Source organism: Finegoldia sp. BIOML-A4 (genome assembly GCF_009679635.1).
Lineage (GTDB): Bacteria > Bacillota > Clostridia > Tissierellales > Peptoniphilaceae > Finegoldia > Finegoldia magna.
Map to the genome: position 1 here is coordinate 23,093 of NZ_WKZC01000007.1, position 18,547 is coordinate 41,639.

Annotated in this window: 17 protein-coding genes and 1 riboswitch; of the genes, 4 read left to right on the forward strand and 13 right to left on the reverse strand. The window is 35.0% G+C overall.

What is annotated here, in order from left to right:
* Nucleotides 1–2: 2 nt before the first annotated feature.
* The gene (locus tag GKG01_RS06485) at nucleotides 3–464 is read left to right on the forward strand and encodes a MarR family transcriptional regulator (protein ID WP_154271858.1); all 462 of its coding nucleotides are present in this window, start codon (nucleotides 3–5) and stop codon (nucleotides 462–464) included.
* On the forward strand, nucleotides 448–1,305 hold the full coding sequence (locus GKG01_RS06490) for a DUF6544 family protein (RefSeq protein ID WP_094206755.1): 858 nt from the start codon (nucleotides 448–450) through the stop codon (nucleotides 1,303–1,305). The genes GKG01_RS06485 and GKG01_RS06490 overlap by 17 nt, the downstream gene beginning before the upstream one ends.
* 47 nt (nucleotides 1,306–1,352) lie before the next feature.
* Here the strand turns inward: GKG01_RS06490 and GKG01_RS06495 are convergent, their stop codons facing one another.
* The 9 genes from GKG01_RS06495 to GKG01_RS06535 form a co-directional block, all read right to left on the reverse strand.
* A complete protein-coding gene (locus GKG01_RS06495; protein WP_154271860.1) occupies nucleotides 1,353–3,149 on the reverse strand; it encodes an ABC transporter ATP-binding protein in 1,797 nt (598 codons plus the stop codon).
* Nucleotides 3,142–4,902 (reverse strand): ABC transporter ATP-binding protein, encoded by a 1,761-nt coding sequence (locus GKG01_RS06500; protein ID WP_154271861.1) that lies wholly within the window; start codon nucleotides 4,900–4,902, stop codon nucleotides 3,142–3,144. Before GKG01_RS06500 ends, GKG01_RS06495 begins: the two co-directional genes overlap by 8 nt.
* On the reverse strand, nucleotides 4,877–5,353 hold the full coding sequence (locus GKG01_RS06505) for a winged helix DNA-binding protein (RefSeq protein ID WP_154271862.1): 477 nt from the start codon (nucleotides 5,351–5,353) through the stop codon (nucleotides 4,877–4,879). Before GKG01_RS06505 ends, GKG01_RS06500 begins: the two co-directional genes overlap by 26 nt.
* 156 nt (nucleotides 5,354–5,509) lie before the next feature.
* A complete protein-coding gene (gene thiC, locus GKG01_RS06510; protein WP_154271863.1) occupies nucleotides 5,510–6,811 on the reverse strand; it encodes a phosphomethylpyrimidine synthase ThiC in 1,302 nt (433 codons plus the stop codon).
* Between the two features lie 65 nt (nucleotides 6,812–6,876).
* Nucleotides 6,877–6,971, reverse strand: a riboswitch (TPP riboswitch).
* 19 nt (nucleotides 6,972–6,990) lie between these two features.
* Complete coding sequence (locus GKG01_RS06515; protein ID WP_172975104.1) at nucleotides 6,991–7,905, reverse strand: cyclic pyranopterin monophosphate synthase MoaC/MOSC-domain-containing protein; 915 nt, start codon at nucleotides 7,903–7,905, stop codon at nucleotides 6,991–6,993.
* 1 nt (nucleotide 7,906) lies between these two features.
* A complete protein-coding gene (gene moaA, locus GKG01_RS06520; RefSeq protein ID WP_154271864.1) occupies nucleotides 7,907–8,854 on the reverse strand; it encodes a GTP 3',8-cyclase MoaA in 948 nt (315 codons plus the stop codon).
* Between the two features lie 87 nt (nucleotides 8,855–8,941).
* Nucleotides 8,942–10,117, reverse strand: coding sequence for a hypothetical protein (locus GKG01_RS06525; RefSeq protein ID WP_094209941.1), 1,176 nt, complete (start codon nucleotides 10,115–10,117; stop codon nucleotides 8,942–8,944).
* 15 nt (nucleotides 10,118–10,132) lie between these two features.
* Entirely contained in the window at nucleotides 10,133–10,414 is a 282-nt protein-coding gene (locus tag GKG01_RS06530) for a hypothetical protein (protein WP_094204204.1), read from the reverse strand.
* Between the two features lie 366 nt (nucleotides 10,415–10,780).
* Nucleotides 10,781–11,542, reverse strand: coding sequence for an AIM24 family protein (locus GKG01_RS06535; protein ID WP_154271866.1), 762 nt, complete (start codon nucleotides 11,540–11,542; stop codon nucleotides 10,781–10,783).
* Between the two features lie 134 nt (nucleotides 11,543–11,676).
* Here GKG01_RS06535 and GKG01_RS06540 point away from each other — a divergent pair, with 134 nt between their 5' ends.
* The gene (locus GKG01_RS06540; RefSeq protein ID WP_154271867.1) at nucleotides 11,677–12,933 is read left to right on the forward strand and encodes a hypothetical protein; all 1,257 of its coding nucleotides are present in this window, start codon (nucleotides 11,677–11,679) and stop codon (nucleotides 12,931–12,933) included.
* 338 nt (nucleotides 12,934–13,271) lie between these two features.
* A complete protein-coding gene (locus GKG01_RS06545) occupies nucleotides 13,272–14,633 on the forward strand; it encodes a YjiH family protein (protein ID WP_154271868.1) in 1,362 nt (453 codons plus the stop codon).
* A gap of 40 nt (nucleotides 14,634–14,673) precedes the next feature.
* Here the strand turns inward: GKG01_RS06545 and GKG01_RS06550 are convergent, their stop codons facing one another.
* The 4 genes from GKG01_RS06550 to GKG01_RS06565 form a co-directional block, all read right to left on the reverse strand.
* A complete protein-coding gene (locus tag GKG01_RS06550) occupies nucleotides 14,674–15,321 on the reverse strand; it encodes an SIMPL domain-containing protein (protein ID WP_154271869.1) in 648 nt (215 codons plus the stop codon).
* Nucleotides 15,322–15,411: 90 nt separating this feature from the next.
* Complete coding sequence (locus GKG01_RS06555) at nucleotides 15,412–16,257, reverse strand: KilA-N domain-containing protein (RefSeq protein WP_154271870.1); 846 nt, start codon at nucleotides 16,255–16,257, stop codon at nucleotides 15,412–15,414.
* Between the two features lie 234 nt (nucleotides 16,258–16,491).
* Complete coding sequence (locus GKG01_RS06560; protein ID WP_154271872.1) at nucleotides 16,492–16,953, reverse strand: ASCH domain-containing protein; 462 nt, start codon at nucleotides 16,951–16,953, stop codon at nucleotides 16,492–16,494.
* Nucleotides 16,954–17,029: 76 nt separating this feature from the next.
* Complete coding sequence (locus GKG01_RS06565) at nucleotides 17,030–18,496, reverse strand: C69 family dipeptidase (RefSeq protein ID WP_154271873.1); 1,467 nt, start codon at nucleotides 18,494–18,496, stop codon at nucleotides 17,030–17,032.
* Between the last annotated feature and the right edge of the window lie 51 nt (nucleotides 18,497–18,547).

The following is an 18,547-nucleotide window of genomic DNA, read 5'->3' on the forward strand; positions in this document are numbered from 1 at the left end:
CAATGGAAACACTGGAAAAACAACAGTTTATATTTGCTAATATTTTTATTATTACTAATCGTTTAAAAACGGCTTGCGAAAAAATACAAACAGATATAACTATGAAGCAATGGTTAATGCTCGCTATTTCTTCGTCTACAAATGAAAAAAAAAGCTTAACACAAATAGGAAAATTGATGGGTTGCTCTAGACAAAATATTAAAAAGCTTGCTCAGCCTTTAAAGAATAAAGGTTATATAAATTTTTTAAGAGGAAATAACAATTCGGTGCAAATAGTTCTTACAGATAAATGTTACAAGTATTTCGAGACTATGAATAATTCTCATTTGAATACATTAAATCTTTTATTTAGAGATTTTAGTGACTCAGATATTCAGAGCTTTTTTGTTTTACTAAATAAGTTGGAATCCGGACTACAAGAAGTTGAAAAATATGGAGACAGCACTAATGAATATATTTTATAAACCGTTAATGATCATAATAGGCATTATTATTTCTTTAGTAGGAGTTTTAATCGTTTATTTTAACTTGTCATATTCTCCTCTTAAATCTACATTTAATCACGATTTGAAATCATTAATTGAAAAATCATCAATCGAAAATGGTTTAATTTCTAATGACGATTTTGAAAAATATCCAACTGCAATTAAAAATTTTGTCAAAAATAGTGGATTTATCGGCAAGAGTAAAATGTCATATATGAATATTTTCTTCGAGAACGCTGATTTTATTCAGGATACAAAAAAGCCAAAGTTAAAAATAGACTACAACCAGTATAATTTTGCCAAGAATCCATCGAGAATTGCATTTATTGATAGTTCTCTCTACGGGATACCTTTTGAAGGTTATGATGGTTTTATAAATGCTGAAGGTAGAATGACAGGAATTATCGCAAAGAATATTACCCTCTTCAACGAAAAAGGAGTTGAAATGGATAAAGCATCGTTATGCACTTATTTAGCAGAAGCTTTATTTATTCCAACATCTCTTTTGGAAAATAATATAGTTTTTGAAGAAATCGATCTTTATAACATTAGAGCCACTATAAATTATAACGGAAATAGCACTAGCGGTATTTTTACTTTTAATGATAAGTTTGAAATGATTCAATTCTATACAAAAGACCGCGCAGTTGTAAAATCCGATGGTTCCATAGAATATATACCATGGACTGCTAGATGTGGACAGTATAAAATTTACGAAAATGGAATTAAATTACCAACAATTTTAGAAGCAGTATGGAATTATCCAGAAAATGATTTGGTCTATTTTAAAGGCACTATTAAAAATTTTGAATATAGATAAAAAAAGATTGGGACATTGTGTTCCCAATCTCTATTTTAATTTTATCGCTATTTTCTTTCAAATTGCGCGTTGTATAATTGTGCGTAGAATCCGTCACGTGCCAATAATTCGTCGTGTTTTCCTTTTTCTACGATGTCTCCGTCTTTCATTACAAGTATCAAATCCGCGTTTTTGATTGTGGATAATCTGTGCGCGATTACAAATGATGTTCTTCCTTTTGCAAGTTCATCCATTGCATCTTGAACGATTATTTCAGTTCTTGTATCCACGGAGCTTGTGGCTTCATCTAGTATCAACATTGGCGCGTGACTGACCATTGCACGTGCGATTGTGAGTAGTTGAAGTTGTCCTTGCGACAATGATTGTTTGTCGTTCAAAATAGTGTCATATCCTTGTGGAAGTGTTCTGATAAAGTGATCCAAGTTTACGCGTTTGCACACGTCTATCAATTCTTCGTCAGTTATATCTTTTTCTCCGAATGTTATGTTTTCTCTGACACTTGCTTCGAATACCCACGAATCTTGAAGTACCATACAGAATTGGTCTCTCAAATTCTCTCTGGATAAGTTTTTCGTATCAATTCCGTCTATCAATATTTGTCCGTCGTTTATTTCGTAAAATCTCATTAATAGATTTACAATCGTAGTCTTTCCGGCTCCAGTTGGACCAACGATGGCGATTTTTTCTCCTGGATTTACTTTTACGCTGAAATCTTTGATGATGATTTTTTCAGGATCATATCCAAACCTAACGTCTTTGAATTCAACTTCGCCTTTTGCTTTTTCTAATTTTTCTGTGACGTGTTCTTCTTCTAATTCATCTTCATTCAAAAATTCAAACACTCTTTCTCCTGCTGCTGCAGCTCTTTGCAAAGTGTTGAAGCTTTGTGCAATGTCTGATAGAGGATTTGTGAATAGTCTTACATAAATCATAAAAGCTACGATAACCCCGAATGATATTTTGCCGTTGATTGCCAATGCTCCACCGACTATGCAGACCATTACGTAGGAGAAGTTTCCTGCAAATTGCATTATAGGCATCATAAGTCCGGACAAGAATTGTGATTTCCATGCACTAGTGTAGAGTTTAGTGTTTGTTTGTTCAAATTCATCTACGGCTCTTGCTCCTGCGTTGTAAGCTTTGATGACGTTGTGACCAGTGTATACTTCTTCGATTTGTCCGTTGATATCACCCAAGTTTTGTTGTTGTTCTTTGAAATATTTTTGTGATTTTTTCATTATTATTGTAATGAACACAAATCCCACAAGCGATGACAAAATCGTAGTTATCGTCAAAATCCCAGAATTATAAATCATCATAACTACAGTTCCAATAAGCATTACGATACTTGTCAACAATGCTCCAACAGACTGGTTCAAGCTCTGACTGATTGTGTCTACGTCGTTTGTTACTCTACTTAGAATGTCTCCAAAAGTTGTGTTATCAAAATAGCTAAATGGCAATCTATTGATTTTTTTTGCTATCTCTTCTCTGAATGATTTGGAGATTTTTTGCGTGACATCTGCCATGATAAATCTTTGCAACAAATTCAACACAAGTGAAGATAGGTAGAATATCAACAGCATCAACGTTATTGATTTTACGCTATCCATGTCAATCGCAGTTACAACGGGTTTTCCTTTGACAATTTTAGGAAGTCCTTTTGTGATTTCATCTGTGATTAGTTTTAACTTATCTGGTCCAATTATTTGCAAAATCGTCGCTATTACGCTCGCCACAACTGCTATCAATATCAATGGAAAATAAGGCTTCAAATACCCTGCCATTTCTTTTAATGTTTTTTTGAATTTTTTCGGTTTTTCATTTACAGTTTGTCTAGGCATTTAATTCCTCCTCTGTTAATTGCGAGTAGGCTATTTCCTTGTACACTTCACAATTTTTCAATAAATCTTTGTGTTTACCTATTCCTGCTATTTCTCCGTTTTCAAGTACGATTATTTGATCCGAATCCATTATCGAACCAACCCTTTGAGCGACAATAATAGTTGTAGCGTCTGGGCTTTTTTCTCTCAATTGATGTCTAAGTTCGCTATCTGTTTTGAAATCAAGTGCCGAGAAACTGTCGTCAAACAGATAAATATCTGGCTTTTTGTAGATTGCTCTAGCTATGGACAATCTTTGTTTTTGTCCACCAGAAACATTCTTACCTAATTGTGCGATTTCGTGGTCAAATTTTTCGTCAAATTTGTCGATAAACTCCATTGATTGCGAAGTATCTGCCGCTTGTTCTACTTTTTCATTATCCATACCATCTTCTGAAAATGAAATGTTCGATTTTACATTTCCTTTGAATAGGAATGATTTTTGGAAAACGGCGCCGATTTTTTCGTACAAAAATTTAAGCTTATACTTTCTAATGTCGATTCCTTGGATTTTCACAACGCCTTCTGTTGCATCATAAAATCTCAAAAGCAAATTCAAGATAGTGCTTTTACCAGATCCTGTGGAACCTATTATAGCTACCTTTTCTCCTTTTTTCACCCTAAAATCAATATCCTTTAAAATATATTGCTCGGAATCAGTGTATTTGAAAGATACATTGTCAAACTCAATCTCATATTCGTAATCTTCATTTGATGTATCAATATCTCCATCTTTTATGGAAAGCTCTGTATCCAACACTTCGTTGATACGATTTGCAGAGATCTGCGCTCTTGGAATCATTATGAATATCATACTCATCATCATAAATGACATGATAACTTGCATTGCATACGAACTGAACACAACCATATTTGAGAACAAAACGTATTTGTCCATCATATTTGCTGCATTTATGAGTCCTGCCCCTATGAAATAAATCACAAGAGTTAGAACAGACATCCCCAAATTAATTGCAGGAAACATCGTACTCATTGCACGACTTGTGAACAGTTGAGTATTTGTCAATTCAACATTTGCTTCTTCAAACTTTCCTTCTCTAAATTCTTCAGAATTATATGCTCTTATAACTGCAAGTCCTGTCAAGTTTTCACGCAAAATCCTGTTGATATTATCTGTTAAAGTTTGCATCATTCTGAACTTCGGCATAACCAAAACCATCAATATAGCTACAAAAACTATCAATATCACAACAGTTACAGCAGTCGCCATTGTCCATTCAAATCCCTTGTTATAGATTTTCGTGATAGCCCACACAGCCATTATCGGCGCTTTTATCAAAATTTGTAATCCTATCACTATTACCATTTGAATTTGAGTAATATCATTCGTAGATCTAGTTATCAAACTTGCTGTGGAAAATTCGTTGATTTCTTTCATGGAAAAACTTTCCACCTTCGAAAATATTCTAGACCTCAAATCTTTGGAGAATGACGCCGATACCTTCGACGCCAAAAATCCTACGATAATTGCTGAAATCAAAGAGCCGAATGCACACAAAAGCATCCATTTTCCTTCGCCGATAATATCACTTACAGTGTGACCCGGACTTTCCACATACATCGTGATTTTCGACATATAATCCGGAATTTTCAAATCCAAATACACTTGAGTAACGATAAACACAAAACTCAAAAGTATCTGCATCCATTGTTTTTTATTCAAATATCTAATTATTTTTATCAAAACTATCATCCATTTCTTTAAATTTATCTTCGCAAACCTTGCTTATCTTTGGCAAATTTTTAATAAGCTTGTCGATTATTCTGACGAAATTTTCAGAATCTTCTTCTCCCAAAGCATCAAACATTTGACCAAGAGCATACATTATCTTGTCCTCAGTTTCTTGGGCGACTTTTTCTCCTTTTTCAGTTAAACTTACCAAAGTTTTTCTCCTGTCGATTTTATCTCCAGTTCTTGTTACAAGTTCGCGTTGTTCCAATTTTTTAATAATAGCTGCAACTCTCGCGCTGGAAATCCCCATAGCAAGTTCGATTTCTTTCGGATAAGTCGATCCCCCTTCCGATTTGATAAATCCCAAAGCCATGTTTTCTCCTCTGACAGAATCGTTGATTTGTTTGTGAGGATGATGCTTTCCAATGCTGTGAACGCATCTTATAACTTCTTTTGCTAATTTTTCATTCATAATATCACCTTTTACCTAATACTATTAGAATTATACGACTACTAATAACCATTGTCAATGATTTTCTCGAATATTTTTTTATTTAGTTCAAATTTAAAACAACCACCAAGATATTCTTGATGGTTGAATTCATAAAATTATCTAAATCAAATTTTTCTAAATCAAATTGACATCTTCCCCGTTCAAAACTTTCTTCACTGTTCTCATTGAACACATTTTACCGCACATTGTACATGAATCTTCTTCGATTGGTTGAGATTCTTTTCTGTATTTTTTTGGTTTTTCGCTGTCAATTGCAAGTTCGAACATTTTTTCCCAATCCAAGTTAAAACGGGCTCTGCTCATTTCGTCGTCTCTTTCTTTTGCTCCAGGGATTTTCTTTGCGATATCTCCAGCATGGGCTGCGATTTTCGTAGCAATAATTCCTTCTTTCATATCTTCCAAGTTAGGAAGTCTCAAATGTTCTGCAGGAGTTACATAGCACAAGAAATCTGCTCCTGTACTTGCTGCGATTGCACCACCAATTGCTGATGTGATGTGATCGTATCCCGGTGCAATGTCTGTTACCAAAGGTCCCAACACGTAAAATGGCGCGTTGTTGCAGATTGTTTTTTCGATTTTCATATTTGCTTCGATTTGGTCGATTGGAACGTGGCCTGGTCCCTCAATCATTACTTGTACATTTTTTTCGTAAGCTCTTTTTGCCATTCTGGATAAATTGATTAGCTCTTGAATTTGCAAATCATCTGTCGCATCGTTAATGCAACCCGGTCTTAAAGCATCTCCCAAGCTTAGTGTGACGTCGTATTTTTCGCAGATTTCAAGTACATCGTCGTATCTTGTTACAAGTGGATTTTCCTTGTTATTAGCAATCATCCACGCGAATAATAATGATCCACCACGTGATACGATTTTTGTAATTCTGTCTGTTGTTTTCAAATGTTCAGCGATATCTCTTGTAAGTCCAACGTGAATTGTGATGAAATCCACCCCGTCTTTTGCGTGTTGTTCCACAACTTGTAAGAATTCTTCTTCAGTAATATCCTTCAATTCTTTATCTAACATTCCAACGCAATCGTACATCGGAACGCTACCAATCATTGCAGGAGAATAGTCGATAAGTTCTTCTCTAAACTGTCTAGTCTTTCCGTAATTTGACAAATCCATTATCGCTTCTGCGTCCATGTCGATTGCCACTCTAACTTTTTCCATTTCCTTTTCGATGTTGTAGCAATCTTTTGAAATTCCCAAGTTCACGTTGATTTTAGTCTTCAAACCTTCACCAACACCGTGAGCATCCAATGATTTGTGGTTTTTGTTCGCTGGAATAACCACATATCCTTTTTCAACTTTTTCTCTAAGAAATTCTACGTCTATGTTTTCTTTTTCCGCTACTCTTTTCATTTCTTTTGTAATGATTTTCTTCTTTGCAGCGTCTAATTGAGTTGTATATTCCATAAATACCTCCTATGTTGATTTGGAGACTGGAAAAAATAACGGATACATAACCCATGTATCCGCAAAAAACATTCTAAGTTCTTCCCTTCGCATGCATTATCATGAGCAGGTATAAGGGTTTCTAAAAAGATCTCAGCGTAAAGCACCCCCAGACTCCGAATATATTATAACACAAACTTTTAATTTAATTCTACAAGCTTGATTTTGTCGTTTTTCTTAATAATTCCGCCCTTTAAAACTTTGCAGAAAATTCCTTCCGTTGGCATAATACAATTGCCGACTTTTTGTTTAATCGCACAACCTTTGTGACATTCTTTTCCGATTTGTGTAACTTCTAGAACACATTCTCCAATCGTCAACACTTGACCGACAGGAAGTGTAAATAGTTCAATGTTTTTCGTTGTAATATTTTCAGCGAAATCTCCATCTTTCAAATCAAGACCCATTTCTCGCATTTTATTGATGGATTCTCCTGCCAAAAGCGACACTTGTCTGTGCCAATTTCCAGCATGTGCATCTCCAACCAATCCGTGATCCACTTTTAGTTCTGCAAATTCTACAGGAGTTTTCACAGTTCCTTTTTTCTCGCTGATATTCACATCGATGACAACTGCCTCATCACTGTCGACACTTCTGTTGTAAACGCCGCTTTTTCCGCCTTCTTTGTGAAGTAACTCCACATTTGTAATTCTCATTGAACGATCAATCGCCTTGCACATATCGTAAATCGTAAGAGCCGCCACACTTGCAGCCGTCAAACTTTCCATCTCAATTCCTGTTTTTGATTCGGTGTTTGATTGGACGAAAATATCTATAAAATCATCTGCTAATTCGAATTTAACATCAACACCTGTGATGAAAATATTGTGGCACATTGGAATAATTTCCGATGTTTTCTTCGCAGCCATAATCGCAGCAGTTTGTGCGACACTCAAAACGTCGCCTTTTTTGATGGATTTTTCTGTGATTTTTTGCATAGTTTCTTTTTTCATATAAATCCTACTATGAGCCACAGCAACTCTTTTAGTAGTTTCCTTTTCAGATACATCCACCATTCTTGGCAAACCATCTTCGTTAAAATGAGTTAAATCCACATTAACCTCCTATAGTATTCATATCCCTTTTGTTGAAGTTACCTTCTTCGAGATAATGTCTTTCTGGTTTATTGTATATTTCTTGTGTAATAATTTGTCGTATATCTTCATCATTTCGAATACAATCTTTCAAATTAATCGACTTATTAGAATGCAAACACATCAGCAAATTGCCCTTGCAATCCAGCCTAACTCTGTTACATTCTGAGCAGAATTTGTGAGAAATCGGATTGATAAATCCCACAATCGCACCATTTGGATTGGTGTAATATTCTGCGACCTTCGATTTTTGTGAATTGCTTTCAATTTTTTGAAGATTTCCGATCTTTTTGATAATTTCTTCGTTCGACACATAATCATCAGATTTTCCAATCGCTTCACCAATTGGCATCAGTTCGATAAATCTTACAATCACACCATTCTCTGCGAATTTCACAAAATCTTCTATCTCATCGTAGTTGAAATGTCTCATCACAACGGTGTTGATTTTAATTGGTTTTATATCCATTTGTTTTAATTTATCGATGGATTTCAGAACCTTTTTCAAATCTCCGCCGCGCGTTATGTCGCGAAATTTATCCGCATCCAAAGTATCAAGCGAAATGTTGAATCTGTCCACGCCGCTTTCCTTTAAATCTTCAGCCATGTCGTACAATTTAATCGCATTGGTAGTCATGCAGATTTCTTCAATTCCCATGTTCTTGATGCCTTTTACCAAATCCAATATTCCGTTTCTAACCAGAGGTTCGCCTCCAGTTAAGCGTACTTTTTTTATTCCCAAATCTTTGAAAACTTCAACGATTTTCAAAGTTTCATCTATACTTAGAATTTCGTCGTGATTCAAATGCGTGATTCCTTCTTCTGGCATGCAATATTTGCATCTCAAATTGCACTTGTCAGTCACCGAAATTCTCAAATAATCTATCTTTCTTCCGAGAGCATCTTTCATTTTACCACCTTTGTATATTATATCATATAACGCTTAGTGATAAAAAATTCCCCAACTTGATTTCTCAAATTGGGAAATTCGTTCAAATTATTCTTTTAATAAAAGTTCCTTTGCTTTTTCTAATCTTTCCTTCATAGAATTAATGTGAGATTCAGACACGTTATCTTGATCGGACAATCTTTTAATACCTTCTTGCAAAATATCAATTTCGTTGTCATAATCCTTCATGCTTCTGTACACACTGGCATAAGAGCTGTAAAGCGCAGGAGTGCACAATCCGTTTTCACGAGCAGTGTCGTAGTTTTTGATTGCAGATTGGAAGTGAGAATCCTTTCTGAATTTTTCTCCTTCGTTCCAATATCTCAAACCTTCTTTAGCACCCTTCGCTGGATCGTCCAAGTTTTTGATATCAAACACAGCAACTCTATTGTTGTGTGGGTGAATTACAACTTCTTTTGTAGTCTTGATTTTATTGAAAATCTCATCCAAGTTATCCTTGTTCTTTTCTTTTAATTTCTTCAACACATCCATCATGTGATATACAGGAATTTTCTTGGAAAGTTTTTGTTGGGCTTTGTCTTCGTATTCCTTAACCTTTGCAATGGAATCATCGCCAATGTAAATCCAAGCAGTTACATCATTTGCAAATTGATCATCGACGATTTTAATGTTTTCGTGTTCCAACAAAGATTTTGTTTGGTTCAAATATTTATCCAAATCATCCTTGTAAATGTTTGCGATAATTTCATCATCAACGCCCTTTTCAACTAAGTACACAGACTTCAAATTATCCAAGTCAACTTTTTCGAAATCATCATAATCCATATCCAAATAATGTTGTTCATATTCAGCAACATATAACACCGGCGCTTGTTCAAATCTGTAGTTTGGTGTAGTTTCTGACTTTAACAATCCCGATTTTCTAGTAATCATATTAGGAGTCACACGATTGATAATCACATTGTCAGTTTCTTTCAAAACTCTCTTCAACTCTTCTTGTTGCAAATCGCGAGCTTCATCTTCTTCCAAGTTGTCCTTGATGATTTTAGATTCCACATCCAATTTTTCCTTGATTCTTTCTCCGTGATAACTTTCAAATCCGAAAGACTTAGAATCTTCACCATAACCATAACCAACGTAGAAGATCTCCCCAGTGTCCTTTACACTCCATTCAAAAACATACCAATCATTTTTGTGAGCTTGACTGTTAGTTTCCTTTTCTTCTGAAGAAAAAACGCTTTTTAATTTATCAAATATACCCATAATATCCTCCAAATTTTAAATAATACGATACATCAAATAAAGTCCCGCTAAAATGATTAAAATGAAAAACAAAATATCGAAATCTCTGTTTTTAATCGCTGCCAACATCTCCAAAACCATTAGCATCAACACAATAGCTATAGAAGCATAGATGAAAATGCTTGATAACGGTGATATCAAAACGCTTACAAGTTTTGGATAACTCATTCTAAGTTTCAATTCCATAATAAATAGAATTACACCCACAATAATCGTCCTAAATTCGTATTTGTATAATTTGTTTCTCAATTTATTCATAGTAGTGCCTCCCAAGATGTTCTTTACATTACTTTGAATATACTTTTCTTTATTATACCATATTCGTTTTGTCCGAATAAAAAAACGCGAAATTTTTTTGCAAACTTTCACGATTTTTTCTATACAAATTAAAAATAACAAACCATTAATGCTAAGAATATCATACGGAACAAATTGTTTGATTTCAAATCGAAAAAATCCGTCAAAAATCGTACTGCGTAAACGAAGTGTGCTTACGATTTTAGGATTTTAAGATTATGAAATCTTCAATTTGTGGAGTCTAGATATTCGTGCATTAAGGTTTGTTATCCATTTTTTTTAGCATTAATGTTTTGCTATTAAATACTCAATATTTAATTTTTCATTTTATTCCAAAACTGGTGCCATTAGAACTTTTCCAGTTCCTCTATACACATTCACAAGTCCTTCACCGCTTGTCGCAGAACCTATCAATGATTTACCAGCTCTTTCAACTGTAAAATTCAATGAGCCACTCCAAGCAATCGCCATATTTCCATCTATCTTCAACACGTCATTGTCAAGCGTTATTTCAATCAATTCTTCTCTTGGTACATAAGATTCCAACGCGACAATTCCCGTTCCGTGAAGTCCTAAGTTGAATAGACCTTCTCCACCAGCAACAGCAGATGAAATATTGGATTGCATAATAGCTTTGTGTTCCAATTCAGAATCACAAGCCAAGAACAATCCATCTTCTATGATGATTTCATTGTCCCAATCATCTACATCCAACAATAAAATGTGCTTGTATGTCGGTTCCAACACCAAAAGCCCGTCGCCTGTGTATTCCGGTTTTATCGCACCTTCGCCAGTTACAGAACCACGCAAAGCTTTTTTGAAGAAATCTCCAGCTCCTTTTATTCCAGTAGTTGAGCTTACATTTCCAATCATCCATTGCATAGCACCTGCTTGCACAGTTATGTTTGATTTGGAAACATCGCACACCAATTGTCTTCTTCTGACATTCATTTCAGATGCGAAGTAAGAGCTTTGTGCTTGTTCGTAATCAACCGACAAATCCCTCTTGTATTCTACAACTTTAAACGCTCCATTTTGTTCCTTGATTATGACATCATCATTATCTTCAAAATTTTTAACTTTAAACATATAGCACCTCTTTTCATGAATATTATAACATATTGTTCAATTCGCTAATTTGCTTTTTGTAAAATTTGTTATATAATTACATCTTGGCTATTTTTAAACTTTATTATATAATTTTACAAAAGAAGGAGAGAACTATGAAAAAGAAAATATTAAGCACATCCCTTGCTTATGTAGCAGTGCTAACTGGTGCTGGACTTGCAAGTGGACAAGAAATCTTGCAATATTTCACAGCTTATGGCAAATCTGGTTTGTGGACTGCGCTATTTGTTTTGTTGTTGCATACATTTATTGGAGCGATTATTTTAGAGTTGGGTTCGTATTATTTTGCAGATGAACACAGCGATGTTTTGGACGAGATAGCATCCAAAAAATTCACTAGAATTTTCGACATTTTACTTATTTTGACAGGATTTATAATCGGATTCGTAATGCTATCAGGTGCAGGATCCAACCTCAACCAACAATTCGGACTAGCTCCATGGATAGGGTCTTTGATTTGCGCACTACTTGTAATTTTCGTGGGAATGATGGATTTTGAAAAAGTTACAAGAATTATCGGATCATTCACGCCAATTATCGTTGCGTTAATTTTAATCGCATCAGTCTATACAATTATAAAATTTGACGGAAGTTTTGACCAATTGGATCCAATTGCAAGAACTATTCCGAAAAATTTCGGCAATCCTTGGCTTTCTGTAGTGAACTATTTTTCATTGTGTATGATGGTTGGTTTAAGTACGGCGTTTGCAATCGGTGGCAATCACGTTTTATCAGAAGAGGCCAAAGTTAGTGGATTGTTGGGAGGATTTATCACAGGAACAGTAACCGCTCTTTTGGCAGTTGTACTATTCATGAGAGTCGACATATTAAAAGATGCAGATCTTCCAACACAAACTCTAATCGAAGAAATCAATCCAGTTTTAGGTTTGATAATGAGTTTTGTAATATTCGGAATGATTTTCAACACAGCTATCGGCTTGTATTATTCGTTAGCTAAAAGAGCTTCCAAGGACAATCCTACAAAATACAAAATGTATTTGATTGGATTTGTAACGATAGGATTTTTCCTAAGCTTTTTAGGATTCAGAAAACTTATCAGCATCACATACCCTATAATTGGTTACGCCGGAATAATTTTGATAATATTTTTGATTTACGCATACATCAGAGATTTTCAAAAAATCAAAAAAGAATCCAAAAGAAGATTTAAAATTTTAGATTTATTGGAAAAGAAATATGACGACGATCAACATTACAGTAAAAAAGATGCCAGAAAAGTAAAATCCATGATTGAAGATTCTAACCTGGACAACAAAGTTTTGAAAGAAGAAATGGAAACAATGGCTGAAGAAAATCAATCAGACGATACTACAGAAGATACGGAAGAATAATTTACGGGCTACTATATCGGTAGCCTTTTTTATTTGAAATTTTGTAAATTAGAAAATCCTCTGGCTAAGAATATCATACGAAACAAATTGTTTGATTTCAAATCGAAAAAATCCGTCAAAAATCGTACCGCTTTAGCGTTAGCCTGCTTACGATTTTAGGATTTTGAGATTTAGAAATCTTCAATTTGTGTAGTCTAGATATTCGTGCTAGAGGATTTTTCTAATTCTTCGTGCCATATGATTTCTTGCTTCTCTTAATTAATTTTATTTGTTATTTTCTTGCATCATATTTTCATAAGTGTTATACTAGTTGAAATATTTTAAAGCGAGGAGATAATATGAAAACCAACAAAAAATCATTACTGAATTTTCTGATTCCATCGATTATCGGGATAATCATCTTCATGATACCCGTAAAATTCGATGGCGAATGGACTATAATCGTCAAAATTTTCGCTGATTTTATAGCCAAAACCATCGGCGATTATCTGCCAGCACTTTGCACAATAATAATTACGATATCTTTTGTGATGAGTGTTTTGGCAAGTTTCAATGTAAAATTCATCAAAGAAAACAAACTTTTAGATCAAACATTTTCTGTAACGCCTGTGTGGCTAGTACTTAGAATTCTAGGATTTATAGTCGTGTGGATGGTAGTGTTGAAGGACAAGCTTAACCTTGGGCCGTTTTTCGACATGATAGTTGCCGATGAATCTGCAACATTTATACTCAACGATTTGTTGACATCACTTGTAATTATTTTCGTAATAGCCAGCATGCTTCTACCACTTTTATTAGATTTCGGACTTTTGGAATTTATCGGTGCGATTTTCACAAAAATAATGCGTCCAGTATTTTTAATTCCTGGACGTGCCGCAGTAGATTGCATCACAAGTTGGATTGGAGATGGAACATTGGGTGTCATGCTAACTGCAAACCAATACGAATCTGGATATTATTCTGCAAAAGAAGCTGCAATTATTTCTACGAATTTCTCTGCAGTTTCCATCACATTCAGCCTTATCGTTTTATCCCAAGTTGACATGGTCGACTATTTCGGAGTGTACTACCTTTTGGTCTGCTTAGTTGGAATTGTCTGTGCAATTATAGTTCCAAGAATTCCACCATTGTCACTCAAAAAAGACGACTACGTAGTAAAATCTAATCATGATAACGAAGATATTGCAGAAAATTATTCTTCATCGGTACAGTACGGACTAGATTTGGCAATCAAACGTGCAGAGTCTCACAAAGGAATCGGAGAATTTTTGAAAAACGGAATCGAAAACGCATTTGGAATGTGGTTTTCAGTAATGCCGATTGTTATGATAATCGGAACGGCATCACTTGTACTTGCAAACAACACGCAAGTTTTCGAAATCTTGGGCAAGCCTTTCTTGCCACTGTTGAACTTCTTAAAAGTTCCAGAAAGTTTGGAAGCATCCAAGACAATGATTGTAGGATTCAGCGACATGTTCACACCATCTATCATAGCCGCAAGCACAATTCAATCGCAAATGACCAAGTTCATCGTAGCGACAATCTCCGTAACGCAATTGATCTACTTATCAGAAGTCGGTGGACTAATCCTCGCATCGTCAATTCCTGTAAACTTGTTCGAATTATTCGTCATATTTATCGAACGAACAATAATCTCGCTTTTGATAGTAGCACCAATCGCACATTTGTTGTTTATGTAAACGAAAACCAGAGAACGTACAATTCTCTGGTTTTTTTGATTTATTCTATTGCCCACGTAACAGTAACAGTGTCTTGCACATCAATTTCATCGGCCTCAATGTCTATGTCATAGCTTGACGCCGCTTTACAAACCATCAAATCATCCATCGGCGAAGAATATATATCAATTTCTCCCCACGAATAATCTATGTTTAGTATTTCCTTCAACTTCACACCAGAAGCCTTCGCCAACACCTTTGCCTTCGTCGTAGAATCTTCTACAGCTTTTTCTAGCAAATCATTCTTGACCTTTTCCTTGTCCTTTACAGTGTGATTGATTTCAAACTTCACTTTTACATCGCAATTCGCCAATTCGTACAGAACTTTCCCCAGTATCTTATTGTCATTTTCAAACTTAATATATGTGCGATGTTCGTATTCGTAACCTACGAACTTTTCCTTATAGTCGTCGTTTTTGTCACGATAGCTCTCGTATTTAGAATCAATCGAAAAATATGTCGTCTTCAAATCCTTCGGATCGAGCCCCGCATTTTTCAAAGCGTCTCGTAAAATCCTTGTGTCTTGTGTCGATTGTTCAATAGTTTCGTCGTAATTCCAGCGCAAACCCTCAGCCTTTATCATAATCTTGATAGTGTCAGGCTTCACCGAAATCTTGCCCTTACCCTTTACACGAATAGTTCTTTCCATAATAATCTCCTTTTGCTGATAAATTTATCCTACAACCTCGCCGATGTAAACACTTCTAAAGAATAATCTATGTATTAATTACTCAAATAATTATTTCTTCTCCTCTAATTTTTTAATACCGCCATCTCCAAGTTTTTTAAGTGATAACAATTGTGTTCTTGCAAGTTTTCTAAGTTCTACCATTCTATCTTTTTGATCCACACCTTTTCCAATAAGAATTGCATTATAACTTTCCATATTTGCAAGCACAAGTAATTCATTCAAGCTTGCATAGTCTCTCATATTGCCTTTTAAATCCGGATTTTCTTCACGCCACTGTTTTGCTCTCTTGTTAAATAAGGCAACATTAAGCATATCTGCTTCACTTGCGTATTTAAAAGATAATTGTTCATTAGTTAGGTCTTTTAAGAGATATTCTTTTATTGCATCTGTATGAATTTTGTAATTAATCTTGGAAATTTCTCTATGAAGATTCCAAGTTAATGATAGCTTTGAATTTTCATCTTCCTTCAATCTTTTATAGTCTTGAATAATATAAAGCTTAAACTCTGGAGAAAGCCAAGACGCAAATTCCATTGCTATATCGTAATGAGCATAAGTTCCTCCATATCGGCCCGCTTTTGAAACTATACCTATGGCATCTGTAGATTCTATCCATTTTCCTGGGGTCATTGTGAATCTATTTAGGCCTGCTTCATTTCTAAACGTGTCGAATTGCACACGGTTAAAATTTGGATTATTCAAAACTTCCCATAATCCTATAAATTCAAGGGTGTTTCTATTTCTCATCCAATTTTGAATAACAAATCTTGGATCATCTGTGTTTTTATATCTTGCTATATCCGTTAAGCTTATATAATCATTTTTAAAATCTTCAGTATATACTTGAATTGAAAATCCCTTAGCAGAAATTTGATTTTTCTTGATTTTCGGCAATTTACTCCCTCCTTATGTTGGTGAACTCTTTACAATTTCAAATCCAAGGTTAGCTCCTGTTATGTTATCCATGTGATTACCTGCTATATTTTCATTCTTGTTTATTAATCATTCTTACCTATTATTATACCAAAATGAGTTGGTAAATTCAGTATTGTAGCTGTTTCTCTGTACAAAAAATAGAGCGAAAGTTTGATTTCTTTCGCTCTGATTTTAAAATTTTTGAAAAATAAATTATTCTTCTCCAAATATATCCAAGTTTTCTATGAATCCATTTTCTTTCCACCACGTTGCGACATCAACATCGTATTGTTTTGTGTCGTAATCTATGTCGATTGCTTCGAGGTCATCTAGTTCACGATCCACTTCGAACAGATGTAGCTTGCCTTTTACTGAAAATGGAACGATTGGGATTACGCGGTTGAATATCCACGAATATCCTTCGAATGTTTCATCATCATCTAAGAATGCATCTGCTCTGTCAGTTTCGTCGTTGTATTTGCGAATGTCGGACAATTCTGCAATTGCGATTGCGTGTCCATTCATGAGCGATGTTCTTTCGAATTTGTTTCTGGCATTAGATGCGCAAATCAATATCCATCCACGATAATCTGTTTTCCAACTGCGAAGTTCAATCCATTTGTATCCCAAAGCAATCATGGTTGCGTAAAATGGTTGTATACTTAGTGCTTTCATTTATGTTTCCTCTTCTTAAATTTTCTTATGTAGAAAAATCGGATTTGATTGTTCAAACCCGATTTATCGTTAAATATTAGTTGTCACTTCTTGCGAATCCGTTTTTCATTTCGCAGCTTGCTGTGAATAAAACGTCGTGAAGTAATTTGTCTGTTTTTTCTTTCAAGAAATCTGCCATTTCTTGGTTTGCTTTTTCAAGTAACTCATGAACATTACCTGAGTTTTTAGCAAATTCTTCGTCGTATTTGTTGATGATTTCGTTGGATTTGGATTGAACTGCTCCTTGATATCTTTCGATAAAGATTGCTGTTTTGTTGAAGTGTGCATCGCAAAGTGCAGCTATGATTCTGTTAGCCCAGTAGAAGTTTTCTGATGTTGCCTTTACTACTTGATCACCTACATAGCTTGGTGTTGTTTCTACGTTTGCGTAGAATGCAACGGCTGCGTTGAATGCGTTGCTACCGAATGATAACCATTGAATTGCTCTGATTTCTTCTGGCGCGTAAGGTCTTATTTGTGTAAAATGAGTTACATTGTCACGGCTAATTCCCAATGGACGATACATTCCACGGTAGTTTGGATCTCCGTGTTTTGCGTAGCAATCGTAAGGTGTTCCTTCGTAGTGGCTGGACAATATTGTCTTCATATCTTCAACTGTGATTTTTCTTTCTGGTACCATTGCCCATGGCAAATCATCAGATTCTGGTGTAAAATCAGCGTCAACTCCATCCCAAATCAATGTGTTTGGATTGAAATATCTAAGCATAATCCATGCTCTTGGTGTGTTGTATGTGTGATCTGAATGATCATGAGATCCGTATGCTAATCTTGGATTTACATAATCTTCTTGATCTAAGAATAGGTGATGTTTTTCGGACCATTCTTTCAAATCTTTTGAACACATGAATTCTTTTTGTTCGCCGTAAGCATCATCGAAATCAAAATAATCAATTCCCAATTGGTTTGGCATTACAACGTATGCATCATCAGGAACTCTTCTTGCCATCCAGTGATGTCCACCGATTGTTTCCAACCACCAAATTTCGTCAACATCTTGGAATGCAATTCCGTTTGATTCATAAGTTCCGTGTTCTTCTAATAATTTTCCTAATCTTTCAACGCCTTCTCTTGCAGAGTTGATGTAAGGAAGAACAAGAGTTACGAAATCTTCTTCTCCAAGTCCACCGAATTTTTCATCTTTTGTTGGAGATTGAATCAAAGGATCTGCTCCTTGAACTCTTGGATTAGTAGTGATCGTTTCAGTAGCGCTCATTGAAATATTTTTTTCGTTAACGCCTGATGCCGCCCAATCTCCTTCAAATGTGTCAGAGTTTGGAAGTGCTGTGTATCTCATAGGATTATCAGGTAAATCCACCTTGCATCCTGATAAAACTGATTCGTATTTTCTTGGTTGATCTTCTGGTTTTACAACTATAAATCTCTTAGCTGTAAAAATTCCAGAAGGAGAATCTTCACTTCTTGAAATAATTGTGGAGCCGTCAAAGCTCGCTTCTTTACCTACTAATAATGTAGTACATGCCATAATTACATACCTCCTTAAATGTGATATTCTTTTTTAATATCCAATATCATT

Bases quoted from the DNA above. Each gene is read 5' to 3' on its own strand.
- GKG01_RS06485 (WP_154271858.1), top strand. From the start codon at position 3: ATGGAAACACTGGAAAAACAACAGTTTATATTTGCTAATATTTTTATT.
- GKG01_RS06490 (WP_094206755.1), top strand. From the start codon at position 448: ATGAATATATTTTATAAACCGTTAATGATCATAATAGGCATTATTATT.
- GKG01_RS06495 (WP_154271860.1), bottom strand. From the start codon at position 3,149: ATGCCTAGACAAACTGTAAATGAAAAACCGAAAAAATTCAAAAAAACA.
- GKG01_RS06500 (WP_154271861.1), bottom strand. From the start codon at position 4,902: ATGATAGTTTTGATAAAAATAATTAGATATTTGAATAAAAAACAATGG.
- GKG01_RS06505 (WP_154271862.1), bottom strand. From the start codon at position 5,353: ATGAATGAAAAATTAGCAAAAGAAGTTATAAGATGCGTTCACAGCATT.
- thiC (WP_154271863.1), bottom strand. From the start codon at position 6,811: ATGGAATATACAACTCAATTAGACGCTGCAAAGAAGAAAATCATTACA.
- moaA (WP_154271864.1), bottom strand. From the start codon at position 8,854: ATGAAAGATGCTCTCGGAAGAAAGATAGATTATTTGAGAATTTCGGTG.
- GKG01_RS06525 (WP_094209941.1), bottom strand. From the start codon at position 10,117: ATGGGTATATTTGATAAATTAAAAAGCGTTTTTTCTTCAGAAGAAAAG.
- GKG01_RS06530 (WP_094204204.1), bottom strand. From the start codon at position 10,414: ATGAATAAATTGAGAAACAAATTATACAAATACGAATTTAGGACGATT.
- GKG01_RS06535 (WP_154271866.1), bottom strand. From the start codon at position 11,542: ATGTTTAAAGTTAAAAATTTTGAAGATAATGATGATGTCATAATCAAG.
- GKG01_RS06540 (WP_154271867.1), top strand. From the start codon at position 11,677: ATGAAAAAGAAAATATTAAGCACATCCCTTGCTTATGTAGCAGTGCTA.
- GKG01_RS06545 (WP_154271868.1), top strand. From the start codon at position 13,272: ATGAAAACCAACAAAAAATCATTACTGAATTTTCTGATTCCATCGATT.
- GKG01_RS06550 (WP_154271869.1), bottom strand. From the start codon at position 15,321: ATGGAAAGAACTATTCGTGTAAAGGGTAAGGGCAAGATTTCGGTGAAG.
- GKG01_RS06560 (WP_154271872.1), bottom strand. From the start codon at position 16,953: ATGAAAGCACTAAGTATACAACCATTTTACGCAACCATGATTGCTTTG.
- GKG01_RS06565 (WP_154271873.1), bottom strand. From the start codon at position 18,496: ATGGCATGTACTACATTATTAGTAGGTAAAGAAGCGAGCTTTGACGGC.